Origin of the sequence: Aquitalea sp. ASV11, assembly GCF_016429185.1 — a bacterium.
In the GTDB taxonomy this organism is placed as follows: domain Bacteria; phylum Pseudomonadota; class Gammaproteobacteria; order Burkholderiales; family Chromobacteriaceae; genus Aquitalea; species Aquitalea pelogenes.
In genome coordinates, this window is record NZ_JAELUD010000004.1 from 24,630 (window position 1) to 40,237 (window position 15,608).

Annotated in this window: 15 protein-coding genes; 7 read left to right on the forward strand and 8 right to left on the reverse strand. The window is 55.0% G+C overall.

Annotation, left to right across the window (positions count from 1 at the left end; genetic code table 11):
• The first annotated feature begins 12 nt into the window (after nucleotides 1–12).
• The 5 genes from JHD62_RS02555 (at nucleotide 13) to JHD62_RS02575 (ending at nucleotide 7,608) form a co-directional block, all read left to right on the forward strand.
• Nucleotides 13–3,156, forward strand: coding sequence for an efflux RND transporter permease subunit (locus tag JHD62_RS02555; protein ID WP_199101639.1), 3,144 nt, complete (start codon nucleotides 13–15; stop codon nucleotides 3,154–3,156).
• The gene (locus tag JHD62_RS02560; protein ID WP_199101640.1) at nucleotides 3,156–4,604 is read left to right on the forward strand and encodes an efflux transporter outer membrane subunit; all 1,449 of its coding nucleotides are present in this window, start codon (nucleotides 3,156–3,158) and stop codon (nucleotides 4,602–4,604) included. Before JHD62_RS02555 ends, JHD62_RS02560 begins: the two co-directional genes overlap by 1 nt.
• Before the next feature lie 103 nt (nucleotides 4,605–4,707).
• Nucleotides 4,708–5,364 carry a TetR family transcriptional regulator gene (locus JHD62_RS02565; protein WP_199101641.1) on the forward strand — a complete coding sequence of 219 codons (657 nt, stop codon included), beginning with the start codon at nucleotides 4,708–4,710 and terminating at the stop codon, nucleotides 5,362–5,364.
• Between the two features lie 119 nt (nucleotides 5,365–5,483).
• Nucleotides 5,484–6,884: an EAL and HDOD domain-containing protein gene (locus tag JHD62_RS02570; RefSeq protein WP_199101642.1), complete on the forward strand. Its 1,401-nt coding sequence runs from the start codon at nucleotides 5,484–5,486 to the stop codon at nucleotides 6,882–6,884.
• 220 nt (nucleotides 6,885–7,104) lie between these two features.
• Nucleotides 7,105–7,608, forward strand: coding sequence for a hypothetical protein (locus tag JHD62_RS02575; protein WP_199101643.1), 504 nt, complete (start codon nucleotides 7,105–7,107; stop codon nucleotides 7,606–7,608).
• A 136-nt stretch (nucleotides 7,609–7,744) separates the two neighbouring features.
• On the opposite strand, the gene JHD62_RS02580 is transcribed toward JHD62_RS02575, so the two are convergent.
• From JHD62_RS02580 to JHD62_RS02615, 8 genes are all read right to left on the reverse strand, one after another.
• The gene (locus JHD62_RS02580) at nucleotides 7,745–8,002 is read right to left on the reverse strand and encodes a hypothetical protein (protein WP_199101644.1); all 258 of its coding nucleotides are present in this window, start codon (nucleotides 8,000–8,002) and stop codon (nucleotides 7,745–7,747) included.
• Between the two features lie 81 nt (nucleotides 8,003–8,083).
• Complete coding sequence (locus JHD62_RS02585; protein ID WP_199101645.1) at nucleotides 8,084–9,238, reverse strand: zonular occludens toxin domain-containing protein; 1,155 nt, start codon at nucleotides 9,236–9,238, stop codon at nucleotides 8,084–8,086.
• On the reverse strand, nucleotides 9,235–9,549 hold the full coding sequence (locus JHD62_RS02590; RefSeq protein ID WP_199101646.1) for a DUF2523 domain-containing protein: 315 nt from the start codon (nucleotides 9,547–9,549) through the stop codon (nucleotides 9,235–9,237). Before JHD62_RS02590 ends, JHD62_RS02585 begins: the two co-directional genes overlap by 4 nt.
• The gene (locus JHD62_RS02595; protein WP_199101647.1) at nucleotides 9,549–10,928 is read right to left on the reverse strand and encodes a virulence factor TspB C-terminal domain-related protein; all 1,380 of its coding nucleotides are present in this window, start codon (nucleotides 10,926–10,928) and stop codon (nucleotides 9,549–9,551) included. The genes JHD62_RS02590 and JHD62_RS02595 overlap by 1 nt, the downstream gene beginning before the upstream one ends.
• A gap of 66 nt (nucleotides 10,929–10,994) precedes the next feature.
• Nucleotides 10,995–11,204, reverse strand: coding sequence for a major capsid protein (locus tag JHD62_RS02600; protein WP_199101648.1), 210 nt, complete (start codon nucleotides 11,202–11,204; stop codon nucleotides 10,995–10,997).
• 272 nt (nucleotides 11,205–11,476) lie between these two features.
• Nucleotides 11,477–13,213, reverse strand: coding sequence for a replication endonuclease (locus JHD62_RS02605; RefSeq protein WP_199101649.1), 1,737 nt, complete (start codon nucleotides 13,211–13,213; stop codon nucleotides 11,477–11,479).
• A gap of 1 nt (nucleotide 13,214) precedes the next feature.
• A complete protein-coding gene (locus JHD62_RS02610; protein ID WP_199101650.1) occupies nucleotides 13,215–13,430 on the reverse strand; it encodes a hypothetical protein in 216 nt (71 codons plus the stop codon).
• Between the two features lie 2 nt (nucleotides 13,431–13,432).
• Nucleotides 13,433–13,783: a single-stranded DNA-binding protein gene (locus JHD62_RS02615; RefSeq protein WP_199101651.1), complete on the reverse strand. Its 351-nt coding sequence runs from the start codon at nucleotides 13,781–13,783 to the stop codon at nucleotides 13,433–13,435.
• A 269-nt stretch (nucleotides 13,784–14,052) separates the two neighbouring features.
• Here JHD62_RS02615 and JHD62_RS02620 point away from each other — a divergent pair, with 269 nt between their 5' ends.
• Together JHD62_RS02620 and JHD62_RS02625 are read left to right on the forward strand one after the other, a co-directional pair.
• Nucleotides 14,053–14,595 carry a hypothetical protein gene (locus JHD62_RS02620; RefSeq protein ID WP_199101652.1) on the forward strand — a complete coding sequence of 181 codons (543 nt, stop codon included), beginning with the start codon at nucleotides 14,053–14,055 and terminating at the stop codon, nucleotides 14,593–14,595.
• On the forward strand, nucleotides 14,556–15,608 hold the full coding sequence (locus JHD62_RS02625) for an NADP(H)-dependent aldo-keto reductase (protein ID WP_199101653.1): 1,053 nt from the start codon (nucleotides 14,556–14,558) through the stop codon (nucleotides 15,606–15,608). Before JHD62_RS02620 ends, JHD62_RS02625 begins: the two co-directional genes overlap by 40 nt.

A 15,608-nucleotide genomic window follows, 5' to 3' on the forward strand; every position in this document is an offset into this window, starting at 1 on the left:
AGGGAAAGATTCATGTCCAAATTTTTTATCGACCGGCCAATCTTTGCCTGGGTGATTGCCATCGTGATCATGCTGGCGGGTTTGTTGTCGATCCGCAGCCTGCCGATATCGCAATATCCGGCCATTGCGCCGCCGCAGATCGCCATCAATGCCACCTATCCGGGTGCATCGGCCAAAACCGTTGAAGACAGTGTCACTCAGGTGATCGAGCAGAAAATGCAGGGTATCGACCACCTGCGTTACATGAACTCCACCAGTGACGACACTGGTGCGGTCACCATCACCATGACCTTTGATGCCGGCACCAACCCGGATACCGCGCAGGTACAGGTGCAGAACAAGCTGCAATCAGCCATGGCTACCTTGCCTACCGTAGTGCAGCAGCAGGGTATTACTGTCACCAAATCGGCACGTAACTTCCTGATGGTGGTGGGTTTTGTTTCCGAAGACGGCAGCATGAGCGGCACTGACCTGGGCGATTACGTGGCCAGCAACCTGCAGGATTCGCTCAGCCGGGTAAACGGGGTGGGTGAAGTCACCTTGTTTGGTTCGCAATACGCAATGCGTATCTGGCTGGACCCGAACAAGCTCAACAGCTACCAGCTGACTACTGCTGATGTCACTACGGCCATTACCGCACAAAATGCCCAGGTTTCCGCCGGTCAGCTAGGCGGCCTGCCAGCCAAGCCCGGTCAGCAGCTGAATGCCACCATCGTGGCGCAAACCCGTCTGTCCAGCGCCGAGCAGTTTGGCAAGATCTTGCTGAAGGTGAGTGCAGATGGCTCGCGCGTGCTGCTGAAAGACGTGGCGCGTATCGAGCTGGGTGCCGAAACCTACCGCACCAAGGCCTTGTTTAACGGCAAGCCGGCAACCGGTGTGGCCATCAAGCTGGCCAGCGGGGCCAATGCGCTGGATACCGCCCAGGCCGTGCGCAACAAGGTGACCGAACTGTCGGCCTACTTCCCCAAGGGCGTGAAAGCGGTTTACCCCTACGACACCACGCCTTTTGTGAAGATTTCCATCGAAGAAGTGGTCAAGACGCTGGTGGAAGCCATTGGCCTGGTGTTTGTGGTGATGTATGTATTCCTGCAAAACTTCCGTGCCACGCTGATTCCCACCATTGCCGTACCTGTGGTGCTGCTGGGTACCTTTGGCGTGATGGCGGCCACCGGCTTTTCCATCAACACGCTGACCATGTTCGGCCTGGTGCTGGCCATCGGCCTGCTGGTGGACGATGCTATCGTGGTGGTGGAAAACGTGGAACGGGTGATGAGCGAGGAGGGCTTGCCACCGCGTGAAGCCACGCGCAAATCCATGGGGCAGATTACCGGCGCGCTGATCGGCATTGCACTGGTGCTGGCTGCGGTATTCGTGCCGATGGCCTTCTTCGGTGGTTCTACCGGTGTGATTTATCGTCAATTCTCCATTACCGTGGTGTCCTCCATGGCGCTGTCGGTGCTGGTGGCGCTGGTACTGACCCCGGCCTTGTGTGCCACCTTGCTCAAGCCGGTTGAAAAAGGCCATGGCGTCGGCCACGAATACACCGGCGTGTTTGGCTGGTTCAACCGCACGTTTGACCGTAATAACGAGCGCTACCAAGGCATCGTCTCGCGCATGTTGCAGAAGTCCCTGCGCTATATGGTGATTTACGCCGGCATCATCATCGCCATGGCGGTATTGTTCATGCGCCTGCCTACTTCCTTCCTGCCGGAAGAAGACCAAGGCATCCTGTTTACCCAGGTGCAATTGCCACCGGGTGCTACGCAGGAACGTACTGATGCAGCATTGCTGCAAGTGCAAAAGCACTTCCTGAACGACCCGGCTGTCAGCTCGCTGTTTACCGTGTCTGGCTTTGGTTTTGCCGGTAGTGGCCAGAACATGGGTCTGGGCTTTGTCCAGCTCAAGCCCTGGGATGAGCGCAATCGTCCGGACCTGACCGTGAAGGCGGTTGCTGGCCGCGCCATGGGTGCATTCAGCCAGATTCGCGACGCGATGATCTTCGCCTTTGCGCCTCCGGCGGTGATGGAACTGGGCAATGCCTCCGGCTTCGACCTGCAATTGCAAGACCGTGCCGGTCTTGGGCATGACAAGCTGATGGCGGCGCGTAACCAGTTGCTGGGCATGGCAGCGAAGAACCCCAAGCTGATGGCCGTGCGCCCCAACGGCCTGAGTGACAACCCGCAATACCTGCTGGATGTGGACCACGAAAAAGCCAATGCGCTGGGTGTTTCCGTCTCCGACATCAATACCACGCTGAGTACCGCCATTGGTTCCAGCTACGTCAACGACTTCATTGATCGTGGCCGCATCAAGAAGGTATATCTGCAAGGTGACGCGCCATACCGCATGTCGCCAGAAGACCTGGCCAACTGGTATGTGCGTAACAGCAGCGGTGCCATGGTGCCATTCTCTGCCTTTGCCAGTTCGCACTGGGGTTTCGGTTCGCCGCGGCTGGAGCGCTATAACGGCCAGTCGTCGGTGGAAATCCAGGGCTCCCCGGCTGCTGGAGTGAGTACCGGTACCGCCATGGCGGAAATGGAAAACCTGATCAAGCAGCTGCCTGCCGGCATCGGTTTTGAATGGACCGGCCTGTCGTATGAAGAGCGTTTGTCCGGCTCGCAGGCACCGGCACTGTATGCCATTTCGCTGCTGATCGTGTTCCTGTGCCTGGCTGCACTGTATGAAAGCTGGTCGATTCCGTTCTCGGTGATGATGGTGGTGCCGCTGGGCGTGATTGGTGCCTTGCTGGCTGCCAGCCTGCGCGGCCTTACCAATGACGTGTATTTCCAGGTGGGCTTGCTTACCACCATTGGTCTGGCGGCGAAAAACGCCATCCTGATCGTGGAGTTTGCCAAAGAGCAGCAAGAACACGGCAAGGAATTGATTGCCGCCACCATGGAAGCAGTACGCATGCGTCTGCGCCCCATCCTGATGACCTCTCTGGCCTTCATTCTGGGTATCTTGCCGCTGGTGATCAGCCATGGCGCAGGTTCCGGCAGTCAGAACGCCATTGGTACCGGCGTGATGGGTGGCATGATCTCCGCCACCGTACTGGCGATTTTCCTGGTTCCGGTATTCTTCGTGGTCGTCCGCCGTCGCTTCCCGCCCAAGAAACTGGCGGATGACATGCACGGCATCAGCAAGGAGGGCCTGTAATGTCCCGCTTCATCAAGGTTTTCAGTCTGGGCATGCTGGCCAGTGCGCTGGCAGGCTGCTCGCTGATTCCGGTTTACCAGCAACCGGCCAATGTATTGCCGGCGCAGTGGCCCACCGGCCCGGCGTATCAGGGTGTTCCGGCTGATAAGGCCGGCAGTACTGATGCCGCTCAACTGGCATGGCAGCAATTCTTTACCGACCCTGCCATGCAGCGGCTGATACGCCTGGCTCTGGAAAACAACCGCGACCTGCGCGTGGCTGCCCTGAATATCGAAACGGCGCGCGCAAGTTACCAGATCCAGAAGGCAAGCCTGTTCCCGGCCATCAGTGCCAGTGGTAGTGGTACCAATCAGCGTATTTCCGCCAATAGCAGCAGCACCGGCAGCGCGTATATCAGCCACAGCTACAGTGCTGGAATCGGTTTCAGTTCTTACGAACTGGATGTGTTCGGCCGCTTGTCCAGCCTGAAGCAGCAAGCACTGGAAAATTTCTTCTCGCTGGAAGAAACCCGGCGCAGTACGCAGATTTCGCTGGTTGCAGAAGTGGCCAATGCCTACCTGACCTTGCTGGCGGATCGCCAGCATCTGAAAGTGGCTGAAAACACACTGCAGTCACAGCTTGCTTCGCTTGAGCTGACACGGCGCAAGCTGGAGCTGGGTGCCGCTACCGATCTGGACCTCAGCAGTGCCGAAACCACGGTGCAATCCGCCCAGTCGGCCCAGGCCAGTTACCAGAGCCAGGTAGCGCAGGACGAAAACGCGCTGACGCTGCTACTTGGCACGGCGCTGCCGGAAGATCTGCGCAGCAGCAATGTCCAGTTGCTGCCGGGGCAGTTGGCAGACCTGCCGGCCGGTCTGCCGTCTTCCTTGCTGCAACGCCGTCCGGACATTCTGGCGGCCGAGCACGACCTGAAAGCCGCGGATGCCAATATCGGTGCAGCACGGGCCAAGTTCTTCCCCAGTATCAGCCTGACGGCAAGTGCCGGAGCCAGCTCCAGCAATTTGTCCGATCTGTTCAAGGCTGGTAGCGGGGCCTGGTCGTTCAGCCCGTCCATCAACCTGCCCATTTTCAATGCCGGCAGTCTGAGCGCCAATCTTGAATCGGCAAAAGTGGCACGGGAAATCGCGGTCGCCAAGTACGACAAGGCTGTGCAGACTGCATTCCGTGAAGTGTCCGACGCGCTGGCAATCCGTGGCACGGTGGGCACCCAGCTGAAGGCACAGCAGGCACTGGTGCAGTCCAGCCAGCGCAGCTTGCAATTGTCCGAGGCGCGCTTCAAGGCCGGTATCGACAGCTACCTGACCTTGCTGGTGGCACAGCGCACGCTCTACACCGCGCAGCAGGACCTGATCAGCACACAACTGTCGCAAGCTTCCAATCTGGTGACGTTGTACAAGGTGCTGGGCGGGGGGTGGCAGCCAGTGGAGCAGGGCAGCAAAGGCGGGTAGAATTCCGGGCTTTCTGCTGGCAGGGGAGTTTCTGGTGGTGCTCCCCCAAAAAACAGAATGACCGGGCAATGTACCCGGTCATCTTTTCCGGATTGATGACGCAATGGCACGCAAGACTAAAGAAGAAGCTGACAAGACAAGGCATCTGTTGCTGGATGCAGCAGAACATCTGTTCTGGGAACAGGGCGTCAGCAAAACCACGCTGGCCAGCATTGCCGAGCACGCCGGCCTGACGCGTGGTGCCATCTACTGGCATTTCGACAACAAGGCCGACTTGTTCAACGCCATGTGTGATCGCGCATTTCCACCATTTGCCGAGATGATGGATGTCTTGTTGCAGGCTGGACATTGCCCGGAGCTCAACCCGGCACAACGCTTGTGGCTGCACAGCTGCGGGGTGCTGCGGCTGGTAACCACCACGCCACGCATTGCACGGGTTATCGGCATCATCAACCTGCGCTGTGAATACGTGGGTGAAATGCAGAATTCCCATTTGATGGACCGCAACTGGCTGATGGAAAAGATAGGCAATCTGCATACCATCCTCAGTCAGGCTGCCGAAGCCGGGCTGGTGCGCCCGGGAATAGACCTGCGCTGCGCTGCGGGCTGCCTGCACTCCACCATCTGCGGCCTGATCGACAGCTGGTTGCTCAATCAGGTGGTTGACCTGGTGCAGGATGCCGACAAACTGCTGACTCCATTTTTTGCCGGAGTGTTTCAGAATGAGTGCTGGCTGCGCAAGTCTCCTGTGCACAACTGATTTGTTCACAACAGACTGTCCATGCATGCCAATTCTGACTACACTGTCATGCGCGGCTATGGCCTGTAGTTCAGGCTGACTGGCCCGCATGGCTAACTGTTGATGTCAGCGAGTAAACAATGTTTAAAAAGATATTCGGCGGCTTGCTCAATCGGGGAGAGCAGGTCACACCGGAAGCCCCCCCTGTAGCCCAGCCACCTGCCAGGGTGGAAGAAGCTGCCGGCCACAGTGCACCGCTCAACCTGCCACAGACCCTGGGCTTTGTTTCCCATCAGCCCATCCAGGACAAGTCCCAGCGCATTGTTGCCTATGAGTTTTCCGTCAAGGACGGGCTGAGTGGCAGCCACACACCCGCAGGCCGGCGCACGTTTGACCGGGTGTTGTTCAGCACACTGAAGAACATGAACATCTTCCGCCTGCTGACCTTTCGCCGCGCCTTCATTCATGTCTCGCTCGCCTCACTTGATGATTTGCCGTCGCTGGAACTGCCATCTGACAGCACCATTTACATGCTCGACTTACTGGAAGGCGAGCAACTCACCGAAGACCTGATTGCCCAGCTTGATGGCTTGCGTGGAGCAGGGCTGCGCTTTGCCGTTGAACCGGCACGTTACGGCAGCAGCCCCACCGCATTGGCGCTGTACCAGCGACTGGATTACCTGGTGCTGGATTTTGCCGCGCCCAATACCCGCGCCTTGTTTCCCTTGCTGGAACAACTGCCGCAGCGCTACCCGCAACTGCGCTGGCTGGCACGCAACATCAACACAGCTGAAGAGCTGGCCTTGTGCCGCCATGCCAAAAACAATGAGCGCTTTGCCCTGTTTCATGGCTCCTATCTATCGGTTGCACAGCAAAGGGTAAGCCAGAAGGAGGGCGCAAATCAGGGCAGGGTGCTGGAAATCATGCGCCTGCTCCGTGCCAATGCACCTACCGCAGAAGTGGAAGCCCAGTTCAAGCTGGATTCGGTATTGCTGTTCAAGCTGCTGCGCTTTGTCAATTCGCCGGTCAACGGCCTGTCTCGCAAGATCCAGACCATTGAAGACGGGTTGATGCTGCTGGGGCGCAATGCCTTGTTCAAATGGCTGTCCCTGCTGCTATTCACCTCGGAAAGTGATAGCGGTGCAACCCTGTCCTTGCTGGAAAAGTCGCTGATCCGAGCCCATTTCATGGAAGAACTCGGCATCGTGCGTGGCAACAAGCTGGAGGCGGAGCATCTGTTCCTGACCGGCATGTTCTCCTTGCTGGGCGAGCTGCTCCATATGCCTCTGAGCGAAGCGCTGGAGCCGCTGGACCTGCCGTTCATGATTTCTGATGCATTGCTGCACGACAAGGGCCTGTTTGCCGCACCCTTGCAACTGGCGAAAGCCTGTGAACAGGATGACAGCGCCAGCATCACCCGGCTGGCTGCCGACATGGGAGTCGAGATCGGTCAGGTGAATAGTGTTTATATGGAAGCCGTGGTCTGGGCGCAAGAAGTACTGAGCGAAAGCGAAGTACAAAGTAATGTCGATAGCGTCTGACCCGTCAGCTGCAGTAGTGAAAAGGCCCCACGGGGCCTTTTTTGATACGCGTAGCTAAGCAACTGAAGTGTGAGCTTTGCTACCATGCATGGAATTTCACGGTTGGGATTTATCATAATATTTGACATAATATATATTATGCGAACCATCAGAAGGATTCGAGTCGGGCGGCTACGTACAAATACGATGTTGTCACGCTGCAACACATTTGCAATGCAAAATGCGTGATTTACACAATTTACATTGCCAGCCCCGCGACCATCGTGGGGCTTTTTATTTTGGCAAACCGATGAAGAAAAGACTCTCGCCGACGACCACATTCAAGTGCGACGAGCTGGAGCTGGCACGACTACTCTTTACACACGACCACAAAGCTAGCGCCGAGGAGCTGGGCGTCACAACCAGGCAGTGGAACGCATGGATAACCGGAGCAAAGCCGGTGCCGCGACACGTATGGTTATACCTGAAACAGAAAAAGGACATGGAAGCCCTGGGGAAATGGCGGACGGTCAACATCCAGCAAGACCGAATAACAATGCCCTGGGGCGAAAGCATAAGCTTTGAAGAAATGGCAAAAATCCGCGAGTACCGGCAAGCGAACAGCCTTGTCCAGGAGCAGGCAGAACTGATTGAAAGACTGATGATGGAGCGGGATTTTTACAAGGAGAATTGCCACCGACAGGCGCGGTTCGGCTTGATGCTGAATGATCTGTTCAAGGGATAGCCTGCGCCGCCTAAGACCTGCTGTTGCAGGTCAAGGCCCCCTACCCCCACCGGGACACAAATCATCCCGGTGTGGCCCCTAGGGGTGCGCCGTCCCGGCGAGGCTTGGACGTACCAGGAGAGTGAGAAAATTAGAATCAGTCTGCAATGCGGTGTGCCCTCGCCTTCTGGCGCAATACCAGGCGACGACGTATTTGTGACATGGGATAGCGAGAAACAAGGCGACGAGCCAAGCACCAGAACAAGGGGCGGGAAATGAATGAAAGCAAAGGCTCGACACAGCGGAAAAACCAAAGCATGAAAGGGCCGGAAATAAAGACGACAAAGGCACCTACAAACCCGGACAGAATGGCAATCTGGAAAACAACCGAAAGAGGAATAGAGATCAAGTCCATGAAATTTAACTCCAAAAAGAAGAAAAACTGAGCAACAAATTTTTGACGATCGGCGCACCTGGTCAAGATTTTATTGCTGACTTACTTTGCACCAGACGAATTCGTGCCCGCTGACCTTTTCAAAGCAAGGCCATTGTGTCGGAGCTGGTCAAAACGGTTTTCCTGAGGGTTCGCGTCGTCCATGGCAAGGCCCTGGGAGTGTTGTTGGCGCGGCTGATCGGTCTCAGGAACAACGGCGCGAGGCTGCTGGCGATCGTCCTGGACACGCCGAGGCAGGTCAGGCTCTTGATACGGGTCGAACTGAGGACGCTCTACCTGCTGACGGCACTTGAACTCAGGGATGTCTACCGGAGTTCCTTGCTGGGTATAGCAGCCGCATTTCTTTGTGCTGGCAATGCAGGCAACGATGCGCGGGAAGGTTTTGGGCACTGCCAAATCATCATAGCGAGGCTCAGACTCAGGAACGCCATCAATGCGCGGGACACGCTCAGCAGCGAACTCAGCAGCAGTTTTGATGTGCCTGGGCTGTGCACCGCCTTGCACCTGGCCAACAGGCGCAGAAGCGCCGGCAGTGGCCATCTTGTCGGAGTCAGTCTTGCCGAGCTTGCCGACAAAGTGAAAGGACAGGTAAACAGCGGCAATGGAAAGCACGAGGAAGATCATCAAGGCCCAAAACTTACGAGGGATCTGGAGCTTGTGCGTATGGGCCTCAGCCGAGACATACCACTTAAAAACTTCCTTCGGATAAATGAACTTGGAGCTATCAAGGCAATCAGCTTTGACCGACTTAGAGTTGGGATTCTGCTGGCAGCCGTCCCACTTGAGCACCTGGGCTGCCTTAGCACCGAAGATACGCAGCAGATGGATATGTTTGCCGATCAGGTCCTTCAAGTGCGTATCGAAAAGCTTAGTGCCCTGAGTGATCAGCCAAACGTCAATGCCAAGGTGACGATGCGTTTCAAACTCCGACATATACCTAGGCACCGGCGAGCCGTTCGGACGCTTGGGAAAAACCTTCTGAAATTCGTCAATGACAACAATGGCCTGAGGCGGCAGCTCATACCATTTGAGCGGGTCTTCCAGCTCTATCCAGCCGAGAATCTGTTTGCCCAGGTCAGTCAGCTTGATGCCGTAATAGTAAACCTGGCGATCTTCACGCTTGGCCAGCTCCGAAAGTGTTTTCAAGGTATAGAGCGTTTTGCCGCTACCAGGAACAGCAGTGATCAAGGTAATCATTTGCCGAACCCCTTCCACCTGGCTTGCACAAAGTTACCTGCACTATCCATGCCCGCCAAAGTCATGCGAATAGTAACAGCGCCGAAAAGAATACTGATGGCCTGACCAAACCCGAACATGCCAAGAATGGAAACAACGGCGGCTGGCGCGGAATGAACGCTTGAAGTAATGGAGGACTTCAAAAAGGCCAGCAAGGTAGAAGCGCCAGAATACGAAACCATACCAAGCCCAAGAGCGGTAACAATTCTGGAAATCAAAGAAGAAAGAATGGTGGTAATAACACCCCATACCAGGGCAGCTAATGCAGGCATTATTTAGTTCTCCCCAAAGCAATCATCGCGGCAAGTACCAGGGCAACAGCAATCACAACTGGACGGCACCAGCCCGCAACAGTGCACCAGGGCTGATAAGTGAGTGACAAGGTGCCGGTATAACCAGCTACGTTGTAATCAACAGTCAAATCAGGCGGGCATGAAGAGTTGCCAAATACGAAATCATTCGTTGTATTGAGCATTGAAGAAAGATCACCGCCAGATTCACCAGCGAGGCCGGATGTATCAGGAGAAAAAGTTTGTGTACTGTCACACATAAACGCAAACATGCCGGAATATGGGCAGCCATCACCGTCACCGCATTTAGAACCAGTGCAAGTACCGTCACCGTTTCCATTGCCAGTACCCGAGCCGGAACCAGTGCCAGAACCGCCAGAAGCGTCAACTTTTGGCTTAGGCCAACCACCATTTGGTGACTGGGAACCAGCAGGACCAGCCGTTTGACCGCCAGTGCCAGGCGTGGTTGAAACACAAATAGTCGTACCGCCAACAGCAATTTTGTTATATCCAGCAGGGCAATTAACATTTGAATCAGGCTGAACAGTCGGCCTACAAACTAGGTTACCGTTTTCATCGATAGAGCCGACATAACCAGCAGCACAATTACCATTTGCATCCTTGCCGGTTTTATCAGATGGATTGCTGGTAGATGGGGGAATAGGACCGCCGCCAAAGCAACCAGTTAATTCGCCATTCGGTCCACCTACTTTGCCCCAATATTCACCCGGTTTGCAGTCAGCAGGCGATTGCGGCAACGGTTGAGGCTTATCAGGAGTTACAGGGTCGGCACTATTAGTGGCGCAAGACTGGCCCGTAAAATCCCACCAAATAGTAGGACCAAGCGGATTGTAACGAGCGGTCATTTTGCAAGCAGAACCAGCAGGAAGAGAGCAACCGGAAGGATTGTTAATAGGAGGACCGCAAACGGAAGTGCTGGTGCTACTCAGCATCAAGCCAGTGCCCTTAGAAGAAGCACACATGGAATCAACTTGAGCCTGAGTGCAAGCAATGATGTCTGGCTTGGTGCAGTTTGTGCCAGAGAGCGTATAACCAGAAGGGCAGGAATATTGCGGGAAAAAACGGCCATACTCATCAACCTGAGATGTGCCATCGACAAAATAATGGCTTATATAAAACATTGAGCCGTCGAATGTCATTTTGACAGGCTTGCCTGTCGCAGAAGATAAAGAAGCTATGTCTCCATCAAAACAAGACAAAGGCTGACCAGTACAACCAGAATTGCCCTGGTAAACAATTTGAACAATAGAGGAATTTGAAACTGTAGCAGGAATAGTATCAGCAGAACAAAATCCAGCCAGCCCCAAGCAAACCAATAATAAGCCAATAACCCGCCACATTCATTTCTCCAAAATCGTAAATAAAAAAGAGGCCCGAAGGCCCCTTTTACGGTAAGGGGCGAACCCTTAGAACGCTTTTTTGACGAGCTGGTAGCACTTAGCCAGGGCGAAGATGCTCAGAACAGCAACGCCAATGGCGGAAATCGCAGCGGCACCACCGGAAATGGTGGAAGTGATCGAAGTGGTATCGATCGATACAGTATCAGCCATTGCAGAACCCGAAACAGCTACCAGAGCACCAGCGGCCAGCAGGCCTTTTTGAATGTTTTTGGTCATAATCAAAACTCCTAAGAATCACCGGATTGGTTTAAAAGAGAAACACGCAAAGAGCGTAAAACAAAGGCTATTGCCCAAAGGCCTAATATGGCCACGGAGATAGCCCCACCCTGCTCCAGCGTCAACGGCGGGAAAACCGATGAAGTGGCAGAGGCATATTCAGCTTGCGTGAGCGCCAAATAGCCTTGACAGGATTGAGGTGCATCAGTCGTTATCGTGACAACGCCAGATGCATCTGTTACGAGACATGCAGGCATACGAGTTACCTACAGTTAATGCATCCAACCAGGTGGAGGCGAATTAATAAAAAATGAATCAGGTGGAAGTGAATCAATTTCATCAAGAATGAATTCACGATGTGAAATTCTGGAAACCGATTGTTCCTGGTGCGTACAGTTAGTGATACGAGTCCAAGGGCGGCTTTCGCCGCCTGTAACGTGGCTCGTGCCTCGCCCCGATACGGCGGCTGCGCCAAAAACTGGATTGGAAATTGTCCAGGTGTGGATTCTGGAAATGGCGATAACACCAAAAGCATCTACACCTTTTGCAACGGCAGAATCCTCGCCATAACGATTCGTGACAGGCTCGGAATACAGGGCTGCGGCAAGCTCTTTACGGGAGGCAAACGGACCGCCCTGGAGCATCACGTAACCGGCCCAGTCGCTGGCTTGCGTGGCGGTAATCATGTCGGCCAACTCTGGACGCTGCTCGGTGGCATCCAGTCGGCGCAGCTCGCGCCAGACCGTGACCGGGACGCAGCCTATTTGCTGAAACTGGCGAATGCCCCACTTGGCCCAGGACTCCACACGGATGGCCGTTTCATGTAGCAAAGCTGGATTATTGGGATTCGACTCGTGGTCGAATTCGCCCAGGGCGAGAGAGTCAGCTTTGCGGCCGTCCACGTTCTTGCAGATGTACTTGGCGACGTAGCCGCAGGCCGAGCCATTGAGCAGGTCAATCTTTTTAAAAGTACAGCGACGGCGCCATGCACCTGGCTCGGATGGATTGACCTGGAGCGCATAAGAGCGCAGCACTTTACGGATATCACGGCGGTCAGCCTCATTGAAGAACAGCACCATGTGCCAATGCGGAGTGCCATCGTGATGCGGCTCAGCCACCCGGAACCCGTACATGCGGATGCCCTTGCGATGGAGCTTTGCCCTGGCACGTGACCAGACCTTTTGCAGATGAGCTTGGGCTTCGCGCGGGCCGATGCCTGGCTGATAGTTCGGATTGAGCTGTCCACTTTTGGACAAACGGGGGTGATAGCTACCAGGGCATGTCAGAGTGAAGAAGTCACAGGCATGGCCTACTTGCTTGGCAATGGTTTCAAAGCCACGCAGGCGGACCATCAATTCAGCACGACGAATCAGCGGATTGGCCGGTGAGAGTGCGGCCAAATCAGCCAGGCTGTATTCCTGGCCAAGCTCATTGATCACGAGCTGGTTGGCAAGGACTTGCGAAGAGCGACGCTTGCGCTGGATGGTGCGCTTTACCTGGTCGTCGGAGGCGTATAGCCCGGCGCGATTATGCACACGTCCGGCAATAATGGCTCCTCGCTCCGCAAGACGAGAATGAACCGACCTAATCTGGCGCTTCCAGAATGCCACGTCACAGGCGCGGGCCCAGACTGAATCCGGCGTGTGGGGCTGTTTTTCCCAGTCCGGTAAGTGAAGATGGTAGAGCCCGGCCAGCGCTTGTACATCAGCAAGTGAAGCGCCGGTCCGCCGCATCCAACTCGAATTCCGAGAAAGCGCCTTTGCCTTTGCATCGATATCAGCTTCATCAAGGTAGAGAGAACGAGGCACGCCGATGGAGCGGATTGCCTCAGTGGTGAATTTGAGCCAGCTATTAGCCGGCGCGCTACGGAGCCAAGAGGAAGCCGTAGCGGGTTTGGCCAAGCGCGAATTCCATTCGTCCGCAATGTCATCAGACAGTGCAGACGGCAGGCCAGCCAGAAACGGCTTGAGATAGGCCTTATTGGGAACGAGCAATTGGGCAATGGACACGTCAGACCTCTATCAGCTCGATAGGAGTCAAGAAGGTCAGCCCCTTTGGGGTGCGATAGATCGCAAGCTGTTCAGGGGCATATTCGAAGAAGTCCGCACCCAGCCGTTCCAGCTCGACCTTTTCAGAAGCCGTCAGGTCCATAAATTGGACACGGTGCCAGTCCCAAAACATGGGGCTGTGCGGCATGATTTCCGGGAGATTGGGTACGGTATTCATGATCAGCCAGCCGCCTTAGCTTGAGCTTGCTCTTTCGGAATACGCTGGCTGATGGCCGCAGCAGTGGCCTTCATGTACTCCTCGACCGTGACCAGGTGCGCATCCACGGCCAGCGCATCGTAGCGATCGCTGAAAATGGAAGTCGGCGACAGCATGTAGAAACCGGGCTGATACGGCTTGGCGTCATCGACCAGGCGCAGTTTGACCTCAGTCGGATAGCGTTTGAGTTGGCCGGTTTCAGCGTCATACATGTGGGCGTAGACGACCTGGTTGCGGATTTTCCACGGTTGGCCGTTGTCACGTGTGCCGGTGCGCTCTTGCACGTCGGCGCGTTCAACTTCGATTACGAGCATGGCGTTTTCCTCAGAATGGTTCAGAGGCGCAGTGCATCCGACTTGGAGATGGACACCTCTGATGACAAAACCGGTAAGGCTTACAAAGCGACCTGGGAGAGTGGACATGAGGCAGTGGCCATGACAGCGCCAACGACCAGAACAGAAACGATTTACTTGCACGTCCCGCCCTCCTCTATAATCAACACAATTCTCAGCCGTGCTTCACATATGTGAATTCACGGTCGTGATATTCAAATCACAGACGTGAACTGTCAACGGAATTAGCCATGAAGAAATCAACGGACTACCTACTGGAAGCACTAGAAAAGGTCGCTGGGAAGAACGACAAAGAGAAAGCGGCAACGATGAAAATTGCCCAAAGCACACTCAGTCAATACAAAACTGGCGAAAGAACCATGGACGATTTTGCATGCATCATGGTTGCCAAAACGCTTGGTATTGACCCGATGCGAATCATCGCAGCTGCTCAAGAGGAAAGAGAGAAAAACGAGGAACGGCGCGGGATTTGGAGGGATTTCAGGCAGGCACGAGAGCAGGAGAAGGGACGCGCACTCGTGCCAGTGATGGCAGTCCTGGGTGGTCTGATGATAGCAACGATGATGGCGCTACCACACCTCAATAGCGCGAGTCTGGATTTAACATATGAGCAGATTATACGAACTAGTGCATCTATATTCAGAGGATTACTTATGGAAGCAAATGACTTCTCAGTTATCGTTCGCATCAGTACCATGTACTTCCCCATCCACCTGACGGAAAGATACGAATCATGCAATATCGCAAGCTGGGCGACACTGATGTTTCGGTGAGCGTGATTGCCCTGGGCACCATGACCTGGGGAGAACAAAATACCGAAGCTGAGGCACATAGCCAGATTGACCTGGCGCTTGAGCATGGGGTGAACCTGCTGGATGCAGCTGAGATGTATCCGGTGCCGCCTCGTCCTGAAACACAAGGTCTGACAGAGTCCTATATCGGCAGCTGGCTGAAGAAAACCGGTCAACGTGATCGTATCGTATTGGCCAGCAAGGCAGTTGGTCCTGCGACCGATCCCAAGCGACCCAGCCATTTTCGTGATGGCAACCCCCACTTTGATCGCAAGAATTTGACTCAGGCGCTGAACGACAGTCTGCGTCGTCTCCAGACCGATTATCTCGATCTGTACCAATTGCATTGGCCGGATCGTAACGCCAATACCTTTGGTACATTGGGTTTTCCCTGGCAGGATGATCCGGCAGGCAGTACGCCGATCGAAGAAACGCTGTCCGTCCTGCAGGAGTTCATTCGCGATGGAAAAATCCGTGCCATCGGTCTGTCCAATGAAACACCATGGGGCGTGGCGCAGTTTCTGAAAGCATCCGAAAACCTTGGCCTGCCACGTGTGGTGAGTATTCAGAACCCGTACAGCCTGCTGAACCGGCTGTACGAAATTGGCTTGTCAGAGTTCAGCCGACGGGAAAATGTCGGTTTGCTGGCCTATTCGCCGCTGGCCTTTGGTGTGCTGACGGGCAAATACCTGAATGGCGCACGCCCTGCAGGTGGACGTCTGACCTTGTTTGATCGCTTTACCCGTTACAGCAGCCCGATAGCTGCAGAGGCAAGCAAGGCCTATGTTGAGCTGGCGCAGCAGCATGGAATCAGCCCGGCACAACTGGCACTCGCCTTTGTCAACAGTCGTCCGTTTGTCACCAGTAATATCATTGGTGCGACCACGCTGGCGCAGCTGCAGGAAAATCTGGATAGCATCCATGTCACGCTGAGTGATGAAATCCTGCAGCAGCTGGAAGCCATTCATGCACGGATTCCAAACCCCTGCCCTTGA

Bases quoted from the DNA above. Each gene is read 5' to 3' on its own strand.
- JHD62_RS02555 (WP_199101639.1), top strand. From the start codon at position 13: ATGTCCAAATTTTTTATCGACCGGCCAATCTTTGCCTGGGTGATTGCC.
- JHD62_RS02560 (WP_199101640.1), top strand. From the start codon at position 3,156: ATGTCCCGCTTCATCAAGGTTTTCAGTCTGGGCATGCTGGCCAGTGCG.
- JHD62_RS02565 (WP_199101641.1), top strand. From the start codon at position 4,708: ATGGCACGCAAGACTAAAGAAGAAGCTGACAAGACAAGGCATCTGTTG.
- JHD62_RS02570 (WP_199101642.1), top strand. From the start codon at position 5,484: ATGTTTAAAAAGATATTCGGCGGCTTGCTCAATCGGGGAGAGCAGGTC.
- JHD62_RS02575 (WP_199101643.1), top strand. From the start codon at position 7,105: ATGCGTGATTTACACAATTTACATTGCCAGCCCCGCGACCATCGTGGG.
- JHD62_RS02580 (WP_199101644.1), bottom strand. From the start codon at position 8,002: ATGGACTTGATCTCTATTCCTCTTTCGGTTGTTTTCCAGATTGCCATT.
- JHD62_RS02585 (WP_199101645.1), bottom strand. From the start codon at position 9,238: ATGATTACCTTGATCACTGCTGTTCCTGGTAGCGGCAAAACGCTCTAT.
- JHD62_RS02590 (WP_199101646.1), bottom strand. From the start codon at position 9,549: ATGCCTGCATTAGCTGCCCTGGTATGGGGTGTTATTACCACCATTCTT.
- JHD62_RS02595 (WP_199101647.1), bottom strand. From the start codon at position 10,928: ATGTGGCGGGTTATTGGCTTATTATTGGTTTGCTTGGGGCTGGCTGGA.
- JHD62_RS02600 (WP_199101648.1), bottom strand. From the start codon at position 11,204: ATGACCAAAAACATTCAAAAAGGCCTGCTGGCCGCTGGTGCTCTGGTA.
- JHD62_RS02610 (WP_199101650.1), bottom strand. From the start codon at position 13,430: ATGAATACCGTACCCAATCTCCCGGAAATCATGCCGCACAGCCCCATG.
- JHD62_RS02615 (WP_199101651.1), bottom strand. From the start codon at position 13,783: ATGCTCGTAATCGAAGTTGAACGCGCCGACGTGCAAGAGCGCACCGGC.
- JHD62_RS02620 (WP_199101652.1), top strand. From the start codon at position 14,053: ATGAAGAAATCAACGGACTACCTACTGGAAGCACTAGAAAAGGTCGCT.
- JHD62_RS02625 (WP_199101653.1), top strand. From the start codon at position 14,556: ATGCAATATCGCAAGCTGGGCGACACTGATGTTTCGGTGAGCGTGATT.